The organism is Lysinibacillus sp. FSL P2-0066 (genome assembly GCF_037969495.1).
In the GTDB taxonomy this organism is placed as follows: Bacteria; Bacillota; Bacilli; order Bacillales_A; family Planococcaceae; genus Lysinibacillus; species Lysinibacillus boronitolerans.
Genome location: NZ_CP150202.1, coordinates 1,340,049 through 1,357,726, shown reverse-complemented (window position 1 = coordinate 1,357,726; position 17,678 = coordinate 1,340,049). Strand labels below are relative to the sequence as shown.

Sequence of the window (17,678 nt, the reverse complement as noted above, 5' to 3'; positions counted from 1 at the left end):
TAGAGACCTCTCCACAGGGCATTTCAATGAACGATTTAATTATTTTGCAATTGAACCGTCTTTTACTTTGTTGTTATTAGCATCAACTAAGTTTGTAGATTTGAATTCAACTACAATACTATCCGTTAAAGCGTAATCCGCTTTAGTTGTCACAGTTAATTTACCATTAGCTACAGCAGCTGAAGCAACCTCTACAGTTGAACCAGCAATTTTAACTGTTAAACCTGTTGGTGCAACTTGGTCAGCAATACTTTCAGTGAAGTCAACAGTAAATGTTTTGCTATCTACTACTGTTACTTTAGATGCTACAGGCACAATATTTTCTTTAAGTGCTACTAGAATTGTAGCTTTTCCACCTTTAAGTGTATTACCTTTTGTATCTACTACATTTTTAGCTTCAAGTACATAACTACCATTAGCAGTGATAGAACCTTCTGGTAAAGTGAATCGTACTTTTTTAGTACCATCTACAAATTGAAGTTGAGTGCCAGCAGGTAGCTCTTTTCCTCCAATTGTGTAGTTAGCAGGATTTGTTGCTGTTGCAGTCACATCTTTAGCATACTCAACTGTGAATACGTTATTGTCAGTTACAACAACTGGAGTAGCTCCGAATACTAATGAATCTGTTGGTGTTTCAGGTGTAGCTTCAAATACGCCTGTTGTTACATTGAAAGTAACAGTATCAGCAGTTACATTGCCAGCTAAATCTGAAACTGCTTTAGCAGATAATTCAAATGTGTATGTTGAATTGCTATCTAAATCAATGTCCACTTTTACAGTGTTTTTCTCTGCACCCTCGATTTTACCGTTACCATCTACATCGAAACCAGCAACAGCTTTTACTGCTGTTTCTTTCCCAGTAGTGTAAGCAATACCATTTTGAGTTTTAACTGTTAATTTACCATCTACTTTTACTGGTTCACTAAAAGTAAGGTATAAAGCATCTACGTCTGTAGTAGCATTTACATCATCAGCCACTAACATTTTAGAAGAAGCAGCTACTAAAGAAGCAGGCGTTAAATCTTTAGAAAGAATAGCATTGAACTCAAATGCATCTCCAGCATTACCAGCTAAATCTTTTTGTCCTTCTACCTTAACATTTGTATTGATGAATGTAGCAGTACCTAATGCAGTTTTTGCATCAATTGTAAATACAGTTTTATCCTCTGTATCTTTAATATCAGCATCTGTTAAATAGAAAACAGTTGATCCAACAGTTACTTTTGCATACCCTTTAACTGTATTATCTTTATCAACAACAAAATCTTGTTTCTTTAATTCTTCTGAGAAATCGAAAGTGATTTCTGTACCGTTCACTGCTGTTGAAACAGTTGGTTTTGAGTTATCAACGTCTGCTTTAAGAACTGTGAAGTTAACAGCAATCGGATTTGCAATATTATTAGCAAAGTCAGTTGCGCCAACGATGTCTACTTTGTAAGTTTGTTCAGCAGTTAAACCATTGATTGTTAATGTTTTACCAGATAACGTGTAGCGATCCTTAGCAAGTTCAGCACCATTTAAGCTTACAGTTCCTTCACTTTGTACAAGCTCATCGAAAGTGATAACTGCTGTAGTACCTTTTGCTTCAACAGTATTTACACTTACAGGAGTAGTGTCTGCAAATGTGATCAATTTGTTAAACTCTTCTGTTAGAACTTTTGCATCTGCTTTTGTTTTGATTGGCTTTACAGTCACTTTGCCATTTGTTAATTTAATCTCTTTATCAGTTGTTAAAGTAACAGTCATTCCATCTTCAGATACTTTTGCATTCGTAATAGCTACACCTTCAATAGCATATTTCGCTGTCACTGCAGCATCTTTAGCATCAACAGCTGTATTGAACTTCACTTCCAATTCTTTTGCATTAAGTCCTTTTACAGAATCTACAGCTGGTGTTACCTCTTTAGTTGTTGCATCAATTGTACGTTTTACCATTGTAGCGAATTCTTCACGGCTGATTTTATCCTGTGGTGCTAATAATGACCCTTTACCATTGATTACACCATTTTCTACAGCTGTTTCTAAGTAAGATACAGCCCATTTAGAAGCTTTAGAAGCATCTGCAAATTGGCTAAGATCTGCTTTACCTGTTAATTGGTAACCTTGAACGATCACTTTAGCAGCTTGTTCTCTTGTTAATTGAGCTTTAGGCTCAAATTTACCATTGCCCATACCATCAAATAATTCTGGTGAAGTTGCAAGTACTGCGTTATAGAACCAGTCATTTTCATTTACATCAGAAAAATCTTCTGTGCCCGTAGCTTTTAAATCTAATGCTTTAGATAAAATTTCAGCAGCTTCTGCACGTGTAAGTGTACCAGCTGGGTTGAAGTTTCCTTTTTCATCGCCTTGGATGTAGCCTTTATCAGTTAAAAATTGTACAGCTTCTTTTGCCCAAGATGAAATGCTAGCTGCATCTTGAAATTCAGCAGCTGATGCTACTGGTACGATTGCTGATGCTACAAGTGCTGCTGTAGCTGTAGTTGCGAAAAATTTACGACCCTTGTTTTGTTTTGTCATAGTATATTCCTCCAGAATTTAAATAAATTATATTATTCTGTGAGAACAATATTATCGCGCTATTTAATTATAAAATTATAAAAATATGTATAAATCGTTCCCACAAATAATAATTTAACCAATTATATGTAAAGCAATCTTCTAAATTTTCCATGATTAAATATCCCAATCAAACTGTAATTTGCTTTACAACACAATAATATAACTTCATTACCAATAAATAAACGCTAAAAATAAGGTAATATTAATACTACATTGGCTATGTAGGGAATCTTTTCATAAAAAATTTCTAAAATAAGGAAACATTATGCTGAAGTGCGACAAAACAATCCATTTGGATGAATTTTACAGACACCTATTTTTTTCTTCAATTTTGTTCTAGTATTTTTTTAATATAATAATAATTCCTTTAAACGCTTATTTTTATACTCCTTAAATTTCATCAGGATTCAAATATATGCAATTACTTATATAGATGAACTCATCTTTAGCGAAATTGGATTAAATGGATGGTATAGAAGAAAAATACTGATGCATGAATAACCGAGGCACAAGTTTAGGAACAACAAAAGGAGATCGTTTAGGGGCTCTCACTATCTCAAAATTATCGATAATTAGTGGAAAACTATGGATATTTATCTAGTAGAAGAATGAAAAGTGTGAGCTTTATCTTTGCTCAATCGTTTTTTAGGTTGGGGCAATTGTTTGTAATCAACACTTCGATGAATGTCGAAATATTTATCTTTTACAATGGGTTCTGATAGTGAAAATATTTTACGGGAGGAACTTATAATGAAAATAATGAAACAAATACCAAATACAAAAATAATAAACCCTAAAATTTTATATTATGGATTTCCTGTAATTTTACTGAGTACGTTAAATGAGGATGGTACAGTGAATATTAGCCCTTTATCTTCTTCTTGGGTATTAGGAGACTGTATTGTCTTAGGCATTGGACTTGGTGGAAAAGCAATTGAAAATTTAGAGCGACATCCTGAATGTGTCATTAATATTCCTGCCCCCTCTCTATGGGAGAACGTGGAACAGTTAGCTCCATACACAGGAAAAAATCCAGTTCCAGAATTTAAGAAACAGATTGGCTTTACATTCAGAAAAGAGAAACTTGATATTAGTGGCTTAACACCTATTGGATCTACAACGGTTATTCCTACTCGAATTATGGAGTGTCCAATTCAAATCGAAGCCCAGGTAAAACATATTCGCATCCCAGATTATTCTCCTAATTTTGCTATTGTTGAGACCCAAACGATACATGTTCATGCCCATGAGGATATAATTATAGAAGAAAATCATATTGACCCAAATAAATGGAGTCCTCTCATTTATAATTTTCGTCATTATTTTGGTTTGGGTAGCAACCTTGGTAACAACTTCCGTTCTGAGATCTAAACATTGGCATTAAAACATAGGGTTCACAAATAGTAAAAAAAGACCAGGTTCTCATTTAAGCGCCTGGTTAGTTGTTTCATTAACTAATTGTGGTCAAGATAAAATACTTGCTGTTCAGAGGGATATACTATCCAATGACAAAATGCTGATCAGGGCTATAGTTTGATAATTGGTCTTTTGCACTCAGTTGAGAATCACTTCAGTTTATTCTGTTCAAAAAAATTCTCTAAAGTTTTTAACGATTTCCTTTGCTTTTGTACGATATAAATAGTGATTAAGGATAGCTTATACAATGAAGGTGTACTGCCTATGACAATCATATGAACGGAGTATGAACAAAAAAATAGTACGTCGTTATATAAAATATAGAGAGGGTCCAAGGATCCATTTGTTATGGCACTACTTAATTGATATGAAAAAAAGGATCTTCAAATCGAAGATCCTTTCAGACTGTAGACAAAAGCCATCGAGAGGTTCACTCTCGATGGGCTTTTGTCATTTTTCTTCCTATTTTATCTTTAACATTTGGTAATATACTACCAAATTCAACATACTCTTCGAGCATAGCTACCTTCTTAAGCTGCCTGCCACGTCCAAGTAGCCAGTTTCTTTAAATTCATGGCAGCAAAAGTAAGCATCGCCTGCATGGACAATTTTTTCAGACCTCTTAAGGTTGTCCATCGCATACCATGCTTTTCTTTTGCATCGGCAAAGACACGCTCAATCGTTTCTTTGCGCTTTGCATAAATTTGTTTGATGTCATAGGAATGGCGTAAATGTTCAGCTTCCTCCACATACGACTCCCAGATATGGCGTTGAATGAGTTTTTGATGATGCTTACTTTCTGTACATTGGGAAAGGCTTGGACACTTCGCACAAATCAAAGGATTCGATTTATATTGCCGATATCCTTCTTTCGTCGTTGTTGCATACTTCAATATCTGTCCTTGTGGACAAAGATAACAATTATAATGCTCGTCATATATATACTCATGCTTTCGGAAGAATCCATCTTTCGTTTTAGGTCGTGTATACGGAAGAACAGGCAACATTTGATTCTCTAATAAAAAGTTCGTAATCGCTGGTGTTTTATAGGCTGCATCTGCCGCAACAGCGATTGGTTTTTGAACGTTTTGAATGACTCTTTCCACAAGTGGCTGCAATACATGGCTATCGTGCACATTTCCCGGAGTCACAATGGCACCTAAGACAAAGCCCTTTTCATCTGTCGCTGCATGAAAGGAATACGCAAACTGCTTCGTACGTTCATCCTTCACGTAATAGCCACTTTCAGGATCTGTCGTGCTTTCTTTTATTTCTTTCCATTCTTCCTTTTCAAACTTCTCCGGGGGAAAGGGCTTTTTTCCGTGTTCTTCACGATCCATATTTAACTCTAATTGAAGTTTTTCTTCATAAGCCCGTGTTTCTTTTCGTACAACTTTTTTATCATACTTCCGTTTATTCGCACTCGCTTTCACATGCGTAGAATCGATAAATAAATGGTCTGCATGGAGGAGTCCTTGATGCATAATCTCTTTTAATATACGATAGAATATCTGCTCAAATATATCAGTGTCTTGAAAGCGACGGACATAATTTTTACCGAAGGTAGAGAAATGCGGGACTTCTGTATGGAAGCCAAATCCTAAAAACCAACGATACGCCATATTCGTTTCAATTTCTTTGATGGTTTGACGCATGGACCGTATACCAAAAACGTACTGAATAAACGTCATTTTAAAGAGAACAACAGGATCAATACTAGGGCGTCCTTTAGCAGAGTAGAGGTTTTCTACTAAAGGATAGATAAATGAAAAATCAATAGCCGCCTCTAGTTTTCGTACTAAATGATCTTGGGGAACTAATTGATCAATCGTTAGCATTTCTAATTGTTCACGTTCATTGATTTGATTTTTCGTCATCATGGTTGATCACCTCGAAAGTGTACTTTTTATCAATAATTCTTTATGTAGAAGTTGATTGGAACGAAGGGTGGCGACTCCTGCGGGAAAAGCGGGAAAGTCGAGATCCTGGACTGAGCGAAGCGAGGGAAGCAGCTCGACCCCGCCCGCGGAAAGCGTCCGCCCGTAGTGGAAATCAACGGCTTTACTTTATTTTATTGTAAAAGAAAAAAGACTGTAGGCAAACTCAAAATTCATTGAGTTTGTCTACAGTCTGAGAGGATCTTCAAATCGAAGATCCTTTGGCGAATTTTTTGCTGGATTTTTTGTATTTCGTTTTGACGTTTTTTAACAATCCATCTTTATCAAGCAATGTAGGTAAGCTGATGCCGATAACGATTGTTACGATACCTGCTATTTGCAAAGTTGTAACCGTTTCGCTTAAGAGAATAACGGATACCATCACCGCGATTGGCAATTCAACAGCACTCAATATGGATGACATACCTAATCCCACTTTAGGCACTGCAATTGTGAATAAGAAAACTGGTATAATCATGCCAAATAACCCTAATGCTAAACCATAAATCCACAGTCCCTCGTTAAACAAAGTCCCATTCCAAATAATTTCTGGAGACTGAAAAGCCGCCGTCGTCATGAATGCAAAGAAAGAAACCAAAACTAAACGGTTGGAGGTTGTCATACTTGCGGTTGTCTTTCCGTTTACATATAAAAATAAGGAGTAACAAAGAGCAGCTGCTAAACCCCATAACCACCCTTGAAAAGGTATTTGAGACAAATCAACATCAATTATACCAGCGGCTGGTATGGTTCCAGCTACTAATATAATTAAAGAGATGAATTCAATTCTGCTTGGAAATTGTCGTTTTGTGATACAAGAAATCAACATACCGATCCATGTAAATTGAAACAGTAATACTACTGCTAAGGACGCAGGCAAAAAGTTTAATGAATGACCATATAAAATATTTGTTAACCCTGTTAACAAGCCTGCAAATAAAAGGATTTTAACGCCTTTAAAGCTAAAGTTTGATCTATTTGTAACTAAGGAAATACATACTGCTATACAAAACCCGATAAAAAACTGACTTGTAACTGCCTCAGCTACAGAAAAGCCACTACGCATTGCCAGTTTTATAATAGTTGAAACGATACCAAAACTACTAGCTGCAATCACTACTAATAGGGGATAAAGATACATCTTGATTATTCACTTCCCTCTCAAAATTTGTCTTGATGAAATTTTGTTTATGATTTTGAGATGTCGAAAAAAATCATAATCTCCAATATATATCACTGATTGTTATTTTACAATCTTTTTTTTCGTTCATAAGGAATTCTCCCGTAGCGAAAATGACAAAAAAAGCCAAAACTCACATATATAAAGGGTTTGGCTTTTTTCTATGTATTTTTTATTAAAGTATGTTAAATTGAATGTTTTTCTCAATTTTCTTCAGCATATTACAATCTTACTCTGTAATAATCCAATCAAAAAAACACCTCCCTCTATAAAAAATATAGAAGTGAGATGTTTTTAATGTTCACTAATATGATTAATGAACGGCCGCAAAATGTTTAGCGTGACTCTTTTGGCGGTTGGCATACATCACATTTTCGTTGGTTTTTATTTTTAAATTTTGTAAATGTTTTTTCAAAGTTACTACCACATGCACATTTAAATAGTAGCTTTTGAGAAAAACCATGATATTCTGTCGTTAACAACTTACTTTCTGAATTGTTCTCAACAAATTTCTGAATATCACCAATCGTCCAACGTTTATTCATTCACTTACACCTCCATATTTGATCGTTCTGCGGAGGCTTTTCCTGGCATCCGTTATAAGTACCTTAAGTGCCTCATTATAACATGAGCTGACTCACAATAAAATAGATTTTGACAAGCCTTTGACTCGTGCTAGAAAACGGAATTCTTGCCTGTTACGATTCAAGCAAGCCTCCCAGCACTTGGCATTCTAAGGAGCCTACATCTTTAATCAATCTTTTTAAAAATTCAAAGCTTTTGAATCTGCTCTTTAATATCCACCTTGCATAATCCACCGTGATAACAAATCACAGATTCAATGTCTAGGTCTGCATATTTCTTTAAAGATTGTTGAGCAACCTCTATATCCAAAGTGGTTGGAACATGAATCCCTCCCAGTGTACCATTTATACTATACATCGAATCGCCTGCAACAAGCGTTTTACTTTGCTTTAAATATAAACTGATATGGCCAGGCGTATGTCCTGGTGTATGGATAACTCGTATTCCCCCACAATATGGTAGTTCTTGACCGTCTTTCAAGATCTCATCTACTTTGCTCTTGGGTGGATTTGCTAGATGCCCGTCTTTCAACAATGGTAATTCCCCCTGAATATAGGGCTTATCTAATTCATGCGCATATACTTTTATATGACTTCCACAATATTGTAATATCTCAGGAAGACTGCCTATATGATCGATATCCTGATGTGTCAATATCACAACTTTTAGTTGGTCGAACGACACGCCTACCTTATCCATTGCTATACGTAGATCTTCCATTTGTCCTGAACATCCAGTATCAATTAAAACAGCCATCTCCTGATCCCATAATAGCGTTGGATGAATGAAGGCCCCATTAAATTCAAGCTCCAGAATCTCTACTCCATTAGAAATTTTCATTTTCTTCCCCTTTATAATTAGATTTTATTATTCAGGAACAAGTTAATTTTTTACATCCTGAAGAACAGTCCCCTTCCGCCAAAGCAACTCTCTCAACGTTTCGAAATTGACTAGAATCGTTCCAACAATAATTGTCATAGTACCTATTCCTGTTAGCCACGAAATATATTCATGATAGAAGGTAACACCTAATATAACGGCAATTACTGGTGAGATATACAGCCATGTGGACGGAAAAACAGGATTTGTTCGTGAAACAAGCCAATAATAAATAGTGTGACCGATCATTGAACCAAAAATAATCAAATAAAAAAGAGAACCCATTGAAGCTGGGCTTAAAAGATAATGAAGCTGAATGTTCTCAGTAAAAAGTGACAAAATGATTAATAAAATCCCTCCATGCATCATTTGTGCTGCATTTAAAGCAATTGGGGATGTTGTTCCGAATTTTTGGATAACATGCTTTGTATAAATCGTTCCAGATGCGTAAAAAACTTCACCTAAAATAATAGCGAAACAACCAACCATCCAGAGAGGACTAATCTCAATTGCAAAACTAGGTAAGATTAAGAACGTAACACCAATGACTCCGACGACACAGCCAATAAATGATTTCCGATTTCCTTTTTGCTTCAATAGGAATGTCTGAATCACAATAATCATCATCGGACCTGTAGCAGATAAGACAGCCGCGATTCCAGATGTCACATACTGTTCTGCCCAGTATAATGTGGCAAACGTTCCAAAGGTTAAGCCCACTCCTGTAAAAAACATTTCTTTCCGAAATAATAACCGGATTGTCGTTTTTTTGCGCCAAACCATAAAACTAAATAGTAGTAAACCAGCAATGAGAAAACGAAGACCAGCTGATAAAAACGGAGGAACTCCTGCATCAACCCCAACTTTAATTGCTAAAAATGTTGTCCCAAAAATCAAACACATAAAGAAATAATTAAAAATTACCATATCATACTCCTCCTCTTTTTCTATCATAAAAGAAGGAGGATAGAACAGATTGAAAAGGATAGAACAGATTAGAGCAGTTCGTGGTACAATCGTTTTGAATAGGAGGGATCGATGTGGGCAAAGCAATTCAAAATGAAGATTATCTTTTTAAGAAAATCTATGATAATGTACTGCACAGAATAGAGCGTAAAGAATGGAAAGAAGATGAAAAGCTTCCCTCCGTCCGGCAATTAGCATCTGAAATGAATGTTCATCGGCTAACGGTTTTAAAGGCTTATCAATTATTGAAACAGCATGACAAAGTTTATGTAAAAGATAAATCAGGCTATTTTGTCCAATCAACTGTATCGAAAAATCTTGAATATCTAAATCCGGACAATCCAATTATTTCAGCATACGTAAAAAAAAATCATTTATCCGAAATCCATCAACCATCTTTTTCTTATCACTTTTCTCAGGCATTGATTGATCCTAATCTTTTGCCAAATCATTATTTTTCTGATTACGTAAAGGAAGTGTTTGACCTTTATCCAAAAGTACTGGCAACCTACTCCACTGTGCAAGGTGATTTAGAGCTGCGTGAAACACTTACCCAATATTTTATCAACCAGTATAAAACTCATCTCAGTGCAGATGATCTGTTAATAACGTCTGGCTCACAGCAAGCCATTCACTTAGTTGCTCAAGCTTTTATTAAGCCAAGAGACGTCGTTTTATTGGAACGTCCAAGCTATAGTGCTGCGATTGATATTTTTAGCGCACAAGGAGCACAAATTGTAACCGTGGATATCCATCCTGAGGGCTACGATTTAGAACAGGTTGAATACTATATTAAACAATACAAACCTCGCCTATTTTATCTCAACCCCACCTTCCATAATCCAACTGGTTATACGGTTTCAATCGAGCAGCGCAAAAAGTTAGTAGAATTAGCTGAGCACTATCGGTTTCTAATAATAGAAGACGATGCCTATCACGACATTTATTTTGATGAAGCCCCACCTCCACCGATTTACACATATGATAGTGCTGGGACAGTCATTTATATCCGAAGCTTTTGCAAATATATCTCTCCTGGTTTGAGAATTGCGACTGTTATTTGTCCATCATCATTGATGAAATCACTATTAACAGAAAAATCGCTAGCTGATAATGGCTCACCACTTCTCAACCAAAAAATTTTTCTCCATTACTTCTCCTCACTAAGATTGCAGCAACAATTGGAGAAAATTCGGATCGCCCTGCAGATTCGGAAGGAAATTATGGAGGAGGAGCTAACTGTAACAGGCTGGCGTTGGATCAGCCCAAAAGGCGGTCTGAATTTATGGGTACAGCTCCCAGATGATGTTCCAACTGAATTATTATTATCTAAAAGTATCGAACAATCGATATCCTTTGTCCCAGGTCAAGTTTGTGATCCACTAAAACAGCTATCATCCTGGATACGTTTAAGCTATTCTTATGCTAATGAAAAACAGCTAAGTGAAGGAGTAAAAAAATTGGTTACAGTGGCGCAATCGCTTTCTAAGTGATCGGACTGTCGAATGAACTTTGGCTAATTCATGTTCCTTAACTTATTGTTGGAAACTGGGACTACCGATTATTTTATCTATAAACGATGGTTCATAGCTTTATCAACCATAATTATTCGTTCATAGTTGACGCGAATTGTAAAAAGCAGTGAACAAAGTAACTCAGGCAGTCACACAGACCTAAACATATTTAGCTGTCAAGTTGAATAATATGAAAAAAAGCTATACACCTAGCTCTTATCTGTATCAAAATCATTGCAACGAAGGACAGATCCTTCAGATTTGATGAACCCATATTGACGCTATACCCCCAGCAAAATAACAGTCAAATTAAAGCAGCCTCCGTTAAGGAGAATTACTTTTATTATTGAAGAGCGAGATTTAGAGAAATTTCTATTCTCATAACCTCCCTATAGAATGATAGAATGTTTTTATACAGTGATAGAAGGAGGAGAAAGATATTGTCTAATCAAAATGAGTCTTCATTAGATAAGGAAAAACAGCCTGATCCGAAAGTTAAAGTAGAAAGAAAAGAGGGAGAACCTACTGCTGCTTTCAAGGGGGCTTCCTGGGCAGCATTGTTAGTAGGTGTGACGGCTTATTTTATAGGCTTGTTTAATGCAACGATGCAACTAAACGAAAAAGGATATTACCTAGCTGTTTTAGTATTTGGACTCTATTCAGCAATATCCTTACAAAAAGCTGTAAGAGATAAAGAAGAGGGAATACCAGTTACGAATATTTATTATGGTATTAGTTGGGTTGCACTTATTGTGTCGATTTCATTAATGGGCATTGGGCTATATAATGCTGGAAGTATTGTTTTAAGCGAAAAAGGGTTTTATGGTATGTCATTTGTTCTAAGTTTATTTGCATCCATCACGGTTCAAAAGAATATTAGAGACACACAGCAGGCAAGAGAAAGAGATTAAGTTCTGAAAGAGTCGAGAAGTTCATTCTCGATTCCTTTTGTCATTTTTTCTTAAGCTCCATGCTCCACCAGACTATAAAAAAGAGCATGGCTGTCATCAGCCATACTCCTCTCAATTTTATTAATTTTCTCCGCTTATCTCGACTAAAATTTTAGATTGTGTTTTGTCATTTGTTAACGTTTTGAATCCTTTTTCAACAATCTCATCTAATTCAATTTGACTTGTGATGATCCCTTGAGGATTTAGTTGACCAGCGCTCATTGCATCAATTGTTCGTTGGAAAATTGACGGTGTATAAACAATGGATGATAATACATTAACACCTGTGTTTGTAAGCTGCATTGGATTCCATTCGATTGGTCTTGCAAAAATCGAAACAATCATCATGTTACCACGAGGTTTTGTTACATCAATTGCTTGTTTAAAGGTTGGGGCAACCCCCGCAACCTCAAAGGATACATCAACCCCATCTGCAACAATCGCGCGAACTGCTTGTACAGGATTTTCTTTCCCTGAATTAATAGCATGGGTTGCACCTAATTCTTTTGCCTTTTCTAATCGATCATCGGATAAATCTAATACAATAACTTTACTAGCGCCTGATGCTTTTGCAGCGATGACAGTTAATAATCCAATAGGTCCAGCCCCAAATACAGCAACAGAATCACCTAATGTAACCCCAGCATCTTTGACAGCTTGTACAGCAACAGCCATTGGTTCTACCAATGCACCATCTTGTAATGTTAAGTTATCTGCTAATCGATGTATATTCGTTACAGGGACATTAACATATTCCGCAAATCCACCGTTTCCATGTAAACCGATGAAGTTAAATCCATCATAACGATCGACTTCTTCATGTTTATTTCTATATGTTAATGTAGGGTTGATGACAACTCGGTCCCCAGCCTTAAAGTCAGTAACCTTAGAGCCAACTTCTTCGATGATACCAGCAAATTCATGTCCCATTGTAAGTGGGGCAACTTCACCTGTTAATTCAGCTTTTTCATTAACTGGTACGAAAACCGGACCTTCTTCGTATTCATGCAAATCACTTCCGCAAATACCAGCCCACGCTACTTTTACTTTCACTTCTTCTTCTCTTAAAGCGCGTAATTCAACCTCTTCAACTCTAATATCTTTCACACCATGCCAAACTGCAGCTTTCATTTATGTTACCCCCATAAAATTATTTAAATTGGTACCATAAAATAACATCCTTAATAGCTACTCGTGCATGATCAAAATCCGACACTTCTATACACTTGATAAAAGTATTGATGGACATATGATAGGATTCAACTAGATTCATCTTCCATTTTGTTTGTGCAGCTACATTTGTAACAAATATTGTTTCTTTAAAGAATCGTAGCATCGCAATATTTCCTGTAACATCAAAAAACAATTGTAACAAGTGGGCAAACGAAACAACATATTCATAAATATTTTCAGCAGACTTTCTTTGTTTCATCGCTTCAAAACGATGTAATAGTTCATTTTGCAAATCAGCAGTCCATTTAGATTCACATTTGGTAAGTGCAATATCCAATAGATGATAAAGCGCTTCCAAATAATCCTTTAATTCCTGATCCGTTATAATCTTCACTCTTACACCTTTATGTTGTACTTTTTCAACTACACCATCTTTTTGTAAAAGATAAAGGGCCTCACGGACAGGTGCATGACTTACTTGTAACTCCTTTGCAATTTCCGCCTCTATTAAGCGCTGACCTTGTTCATAGTAACCAGAAAATATACGAAATAATAATCGTTCAGCTATTTGCTCAGAAATTGTTTTTTTTGAAATTGAATTTTCATCAAACCCCATTAAACCACTCCAATAAATTTATATCTTTTTATTTTAACATAGTTCAGTGTATAGGGTGATTAGCTAAAAGTGTTATATATTATGGATTATAGATTATAGATTATCGATAATCTATAAAAATATTCTAATCTATAAATTCATTTCTTTCAATTATCTTGTTTCGGATATAGTATCTTTTAAAAGAAATATCAAATTCTAAGAAAGTGTTATTAAGCTGATGAGCGAGGTACAGCGGGATTGTTCGCAGAGAGGTGGATCAAATATTCCAAAGCACTAAGCATTTCATTTTAGAGTGCCTATTTTTACAATAAACTTCTAAATAGGATTTACTTATATTCTTTTTTTGAAGTAATAAGTTGTATTGTCATTTACTGCTTCGATTAAAAGCCCAAGAGATACTTCGAACTTTCCAAAAAGCCACAATAGAAAACTGTATAAATATGCAATAAAAAAGATCAGGCTTTATGCACCTGACCTTTGCTATAGTTATTAATTTAACGGAATTGCCGGTACAACTTGTTCTGCATTAGGGATTGGTTGAGGATAAAAAAAGTTGCTTTCTCCATTAGATTGATTAATATATTTCTTTGATTCCTTGTACTGTTGTCTTAGTCGGTTTTCAAATTCTTTAGGTGTTATATTTTGAATGCTATTTAAAAACTTTTCTTTGTTTTTTTCTGGAATATACATTTCTATCCCATATTCTTTACTAAGTTTTATCAATATTTTATTGTAAGGTACGAGTAATAACTCAATATCATTGTCATATGTTGACTCAGCATTATAATGAGTAGTTGAACAAAAAACAGAAACCATGATACAAATCAATGTAATATTTATTATCTTCTTCATGCTTTTTCTCTCCTTTATTGTTCCTTTCCCCTTACTTATATCCGAATTATTTAATAATAAACACATCTTTATTTTTTTCATTTTTAAACAGGCACACATTATAATTGTATGCCTGTTTTAAATAAATAAAACAACTAATTTGCATAGAATGTATTTGATGCTGTTAAAGAAAGTGCAAGTGCAACACCATTAGCATCTTCTGGATGTCCTCTTAGAGAGACTGTACAACTTTTTAAATCACTACTTAATTTATGTGAAGCACTATCAACTTCCCAATGATAACCTGTAAAACTAGATGGCCAAGTTGTTCCATATGATTTTATACTTTGATAAGTAAAAGTTCCTTGATTACCTGATGCACTAAAAACATTTGAGTTCAAGTACATTGAAGAATTATAGCTTAATGCAACTAGTTGAGTAATATTTTCACTAATAGATAATGGAGAAACCGCAGAGTCACTATTAGATAGCTTATCATTATAAAAATTATCTAAGAACTCTTTATATTGTTCTCTTAGTAATTTTTCTAATTCATCTGTGCTCATATCTCCTACATTGTTATAAAAGTGTTCCTTTTTTTTCTGGATTAATATAAAATTCTACGCCAAATTCATTAGTCAGTTTATTCAGCACTTCCTGATATGGACTAATAGATTTTTCAAGATTTACATTTTCACTTGCAGACACACAGGTGATTAATGATAAGGAAATGCTCAAACATAAAAAGGATGTAAATAATAACTTTACAAATTTTTTCATAGTATGACCCCCAAACTAATTTTCCTGTATTTACATTTAAATACATATTAATAAATGTATTCATAATTTTCAACCTTATATTTACACAATAAAGCTAAAATAAACTCTCAGAAAACCTGATTTGAAAGCGTTGTTTTTTTGACAAATGACATGACCGTAATGTTTCAGTTCTGAGTTCAGGTAGATAACGTATTATGTCATAAATACTAAGAATTGCTTGTTACAGTATATATACTTTGCGAAATTATCTAGAAATGCATCCTCGTTTTACTTGGAAATAATTTATAATTTTAACAATACTTCCATTGTTGAGTAATTCTTGATTTAAAATCTTAAAGCTACATAAACAAACTTCATTTTTAAAAATGATTATTTAAAATAGATTTATCCTTTTACTTAGCATGGATTTTAATAATAAAATTTGATTATTTTTGTACTTGTTATTCCTCTAAGGCATCCATTAGTTAAACAACTAATTTAAATCATTCTGTTTCTTATGTGAAACAGCAACTAATACTACAATCGAAGTCCCAACACATGGTGCATCATTTGAATAAAGTCCATCTCAAACTATAGTGAAAGAATAAACTTCCATATATTTAGATTACCAAGTGCATTTGCGAAATGACACCTAAATTCTCAACAGCTAATATTCCAATAGACATTCTATGATCTCCCCTTAAAACTAAAGGATAACGATTTAATGAAATGACATTTTCTACTTTTCGACTAAACTTGTTATTAGCTCCTACTTTAAGTTTGCAACTAATTTTTCAGATTTTTTTGAAACCATCACCAACTTTTTTTCTCTTCATATTCTATAGAATCAGAATATTGAGGGGGAAACGTATGGGGATTGAATTCACAGCTCTCCATTGGATTTATGTTGTTTTTATTGTGCTCATCATCGGATTTATGGTTAAACGTCGCGATACCACCCTCATTTGTGTAGTAGGCATCTTTATGCTAGCAATTGTTGCTACTGGTGATTTTACTTCGTCTATAAGTGGTGTGTTTAACAGCTTTATTTATGCCATAACTGAGCTGCTATCAACGATTCTTATTATTTCGATTATCGTAGCGATGAGTCGGGTCATGATGTCTTCAGGTATTAATGGGGTTATGGTGGCCCCTTTCACAAAGATCATTAAAACACCTGCACTCGCTTATTGGACAATTGGACTATTAATGATGCTTATTTCTTGGTTTTTCTGGCCATCACCTGCAGTAGCGCTATTAGGAGCAGTGCTCTTACCTGTTGCGATTCGGGCGGGCCTCCCAGCGCTGGGGGTTGCCATGGCGATGAATTTATTTGGGCACGGTATTGCGTTATCGAGTGATTTTGTCATTCAAGGGGCTCCAAAATTAACGGCTGATGCTGCGGGTATTCCTGTTGGAGATGTTGTTTCAGCTAGTATTCCACTTGTTATCACAATGGGTGTTGTAACGACAATTGTTGCTTATATTTTTTTACGACGTGATATGAAACGAGGAACGCTACTTTTAAATACTGGCAACAATGAGGAGATGGATGTTGAACAAGAAACTGCAGAAAACTTACTGTCAATTGGGCAAAAACGATTCTTCGCCGTACTTATTCCTATTGCCTTTATCTTAGACGTTATCGCTATGTCAGTATTCGATTTAACGGGCGGCGATGCAACGGCTTTAATCGGGGGAACCTCTGTTTTTATTTTATTGTTGCTTAGTATGGTTGCTCATAAATCAGCGGGTTTAGAAAAGACAACAAGTTATTTGATTCAAGGATTTCAATTCGGCTTTAAAGTCTTCGGACCCGTAATTCCAATTGCTGCTTTCTTCTATCTTGGAGATGCTGGCTTTACACAAATTCTTGGAGATCACCTCCCCGCTACTTCACACGGTATTGTCAATGATCTTGGTGTCGGTCTTGCAGCAATAGTTCCGTTAACAAAGGAAATTGCTGTTGTCACGCTAGCAGTTGTTGGTGCTATTACAGGATTAGATGGTTCTGGCTTCTCAGGCATTTCTCTTGCTGGCTCTGTCGGTAGTTTGTTCGGCAATGCCATTGGTGGAGGAACAGCCACTTTAACTGCTTTAGGGCAAATTACAGCCATTTGGATTGGTGGCGGCACATTAATTCCATGGGCATTAATTCCAGCTGCTGCAATTTGTAATGTCAGCCCATTTGAGCTGGCAAGACGAAACTTGATCCCTGTAGTCATTGGACTGATTGTGACGACAATTGTGGCGGTGTTTTTAATTTAGTTTCATCCAAAGGGAAAGAGATGGTCACTATATTAGTAGCCA

General features: G+C 35.4%; 15 protein-coding genes. 4 read left to right on the top strand and 11 right to left on the bottom strand.

Features of this window, described 5'->3' with window-relative positions; translation table 11 throughout:
• Positions 1 to 39: 39 nt before the first annotated feature.
• On the bottom strand, positions 40 to 2,520 hold the full coding sequence (locus MKZ14_RS06525) for an S-layer homology domain-containing protein (RefSeq protein WP_016994828.1): 2,481 nt from the start codon (positions 2,518 to 2,520) through the stop codon (positions 40 to 42).
• 792 nt (positions 2,521 to 3,312) lie between these two features.
• On the opposite strand from MKZ14_RS06525, the gene MKZ14_RS06520 reads away from it, so the two are divergent.
• Positions 3,313 to 3,933, top strand: a complete 621-nt coding sequence (locus tag MKZ14_RS06520; protein WP_339280697.1) for a flavin reductase family protein — start codon at positions 3,313 to 3,315, stop codon at positions 3,931 to 3,933.
• A gap of 575 nt (positions 3,934 to 4,508) precedes the next feature.
• Here the strand turns inward: MKZ14_RS06520 and MKZ14_RS06515 are convergent.
• The 5 genes from MKZ14_RS06515 to MKZ14_RS06495 all read right to left on the bottom strand — a co-directional run bounded on the left by MKZ14_RS06515 (position 4,509) and on the right by MKZ14_RS06495 (position 9,486).
• Positions 4,509 to 5,858, bottom strand: a complete 1,350-nt coding sequence (locus MKZ14_RS06515; RefSeq protein WP_339280696.1) for an IS1182 family transposase — start codon at positions 5,856 to 5,858, stop codon at positions 4,509 to 4,511.
• Positions 5,859 to 6,120: 262 nt separating this feature from the next.
• A complete protein-coding gene (locus tag MKZ14_RS06510) occupies positions 6,121 to 7,056 on the bottom strand; it encodes a DMT family transporter (RefSeq protein ID WP_036079994.1) in 936 nt (311 codons plus the stop codon).
• A gap of 374 nt (positions 7,057 to 7,430) precedes the next feature.
• The gene (locus tag MKZ14_RS06505; RefSeq protein ID WP_016994831.1) at positions 7,431 to 7,640 is read right to left on the bottom strand and encodes a hypothetical protein; all 210 of its coding nucleotides are present in this window, start codon (positions 7,638 to 7,640) and stop codon (positions 7,431 to 7,433) included.
• Between the two features lie 226 nt (positions 7,641 to 7,866).
• Entirely contained in the window at positions 7,867 to 8,520 is a 654-nt protein-coding gene (locus MKZ14_RS06500; protein WP_312125753.1) for an MBL fold metallo-hydrolase, read from the bottom strand.
• A gap of 42 nt (positions 8,521 to 8,562) precedes the next feature.
• Positions 8,563 to 9,486: an EamA family transporter gene (locus MKZ14_RS06495; RefSeq protein WP_339280695.1), complete on the bottom strand. Its 924-nt coding sequence runs from the start codon at positions 9,484 to 9,486 to the stop codon at positions 8,563 to 8,565.
• A 113-nt stretch (positions 9,487 to 9,599) separates the two neighbouring features.
• Between MKZ14_RS06495 and MKZ14_RS06490 the strand changes: the two genes are divergently transcribed.
• Together MKZ14_RS06490 and yiaA are read left to right on the top strand one after the other, a co-directional pair.
• Positions 9,600 to 11,018 carry a PLP-dependent aminotransferase family protein gene (locus MKZ14_RS06490; protein WP_339280694.1) on the top strand — a complete coding sequence of 473 codons (1,419 nt, stop codon included), beginning with the start codon at positions 9,600 to 9,602 and terminating at the stop codon, positions 11,016 to 11,018.
• A 461-nt stretch (positions 11,019 to 11,479) separates the two neighbouring features.
• Positions 11,480 to 11,950 carry an inner membrane protein YiaA gene (yiaA, locus tag MKZ14_RS06485; protein WP_016994835.1) on the top strand — a complete coding sequence of 157 codons (471 nt, stop codon included), beginning with the start codon at positions 11,480 to 11,482 and terminating at the stop codon, positions 11,948 to 11,950.
• Positions 11,951 to 12,070: 120 nt separating this feature from the next.
• On the opposite strand, the gene MKZ14_RS06480 is transcribed toward yiaA, so the two are convergent.
• From MKZ14_RS06480 to MKZ14_RS06460, 5 genes are all read right to left on the bottom strand, one after another.
• The gene (locus MKZ14_RS06480) at positions 12,071 to 13,120 is read right to left on the bottom strand and encodes a 2,3-butanediol dehydrogenase (protein WP_339280693.1); all 1,050 of its coding nucleotides are present in this window, start codon (positions 13,118 to 13,120) and stop codon (positions 12,071 to 12,073) included.
• A 19-nt stretch (positions 13,121 to 13,139) separates the two neighbouring features.
• Complete coding sequence (locus MKZ14_RS06475) at positions 13,140 to 13,778, bottom strand: GntR family transcriptional regulator (RefSeq protein WP_036080013.1); 639 nt, start codon at positions 13,776 to 13,778, stop codon at positions 13,140 to 13,142.
• A gap of 489 nt (positions 13,779 to 14,267) precedes the next feature.
• A complete protein-coding gene (locus MKZ14_RS06470; RefSeq protein WP_339280692.1) occupies positions 14,268 to 14,630 on the bottom strand; it encodes a hypothetical protein in 363 nt (120 codons plus the stop codon).
• Positions 14,631 to 14,764: 134 nt separating this feature from the next.
• Positions 14,765 to 15,175, bottom strand: coding sequence for a hypothetical protein (locus tag MKZ14_RS06465; RefSeq protein WP_312125742.1), 411 nt, complete (start codon positions 15,173 to 15,175; stop codon positions 14,765 to 14,767).
• Positions 15,176 to 15,188: 13 nt separating this feature from the next.
• Positions 15,189 to 15,389, bottom strand: coding sequence for a hypothetical protein (locus MKZ14_RS06460; RefSeq protein WP_258860945.1), 201 nt, complete (start codon positions 15,387 to 15,389; stop codon positions 15,189 to 15,191).
• 849 nt (positions 15,390 to 16,238) lie between these two features.
• On the opposite strand from MKZ14_RS06460, the gene MKZ14_RS06455 reads away from it, so the two are divergent.
• Complete coding sequence (locus tag MKZ14_RS06455) at positions 16,239 to 17,636, top strand: hypothetical protein (protein WP_339280691.1); 1,398 nt, start codon at positions 16,239 to 16,241, stop codon at positions 17,634 to 17,636.
• The last annotated feature ends 42 nt before the right edge of the window (positions 17,637 to 17,678 follow it).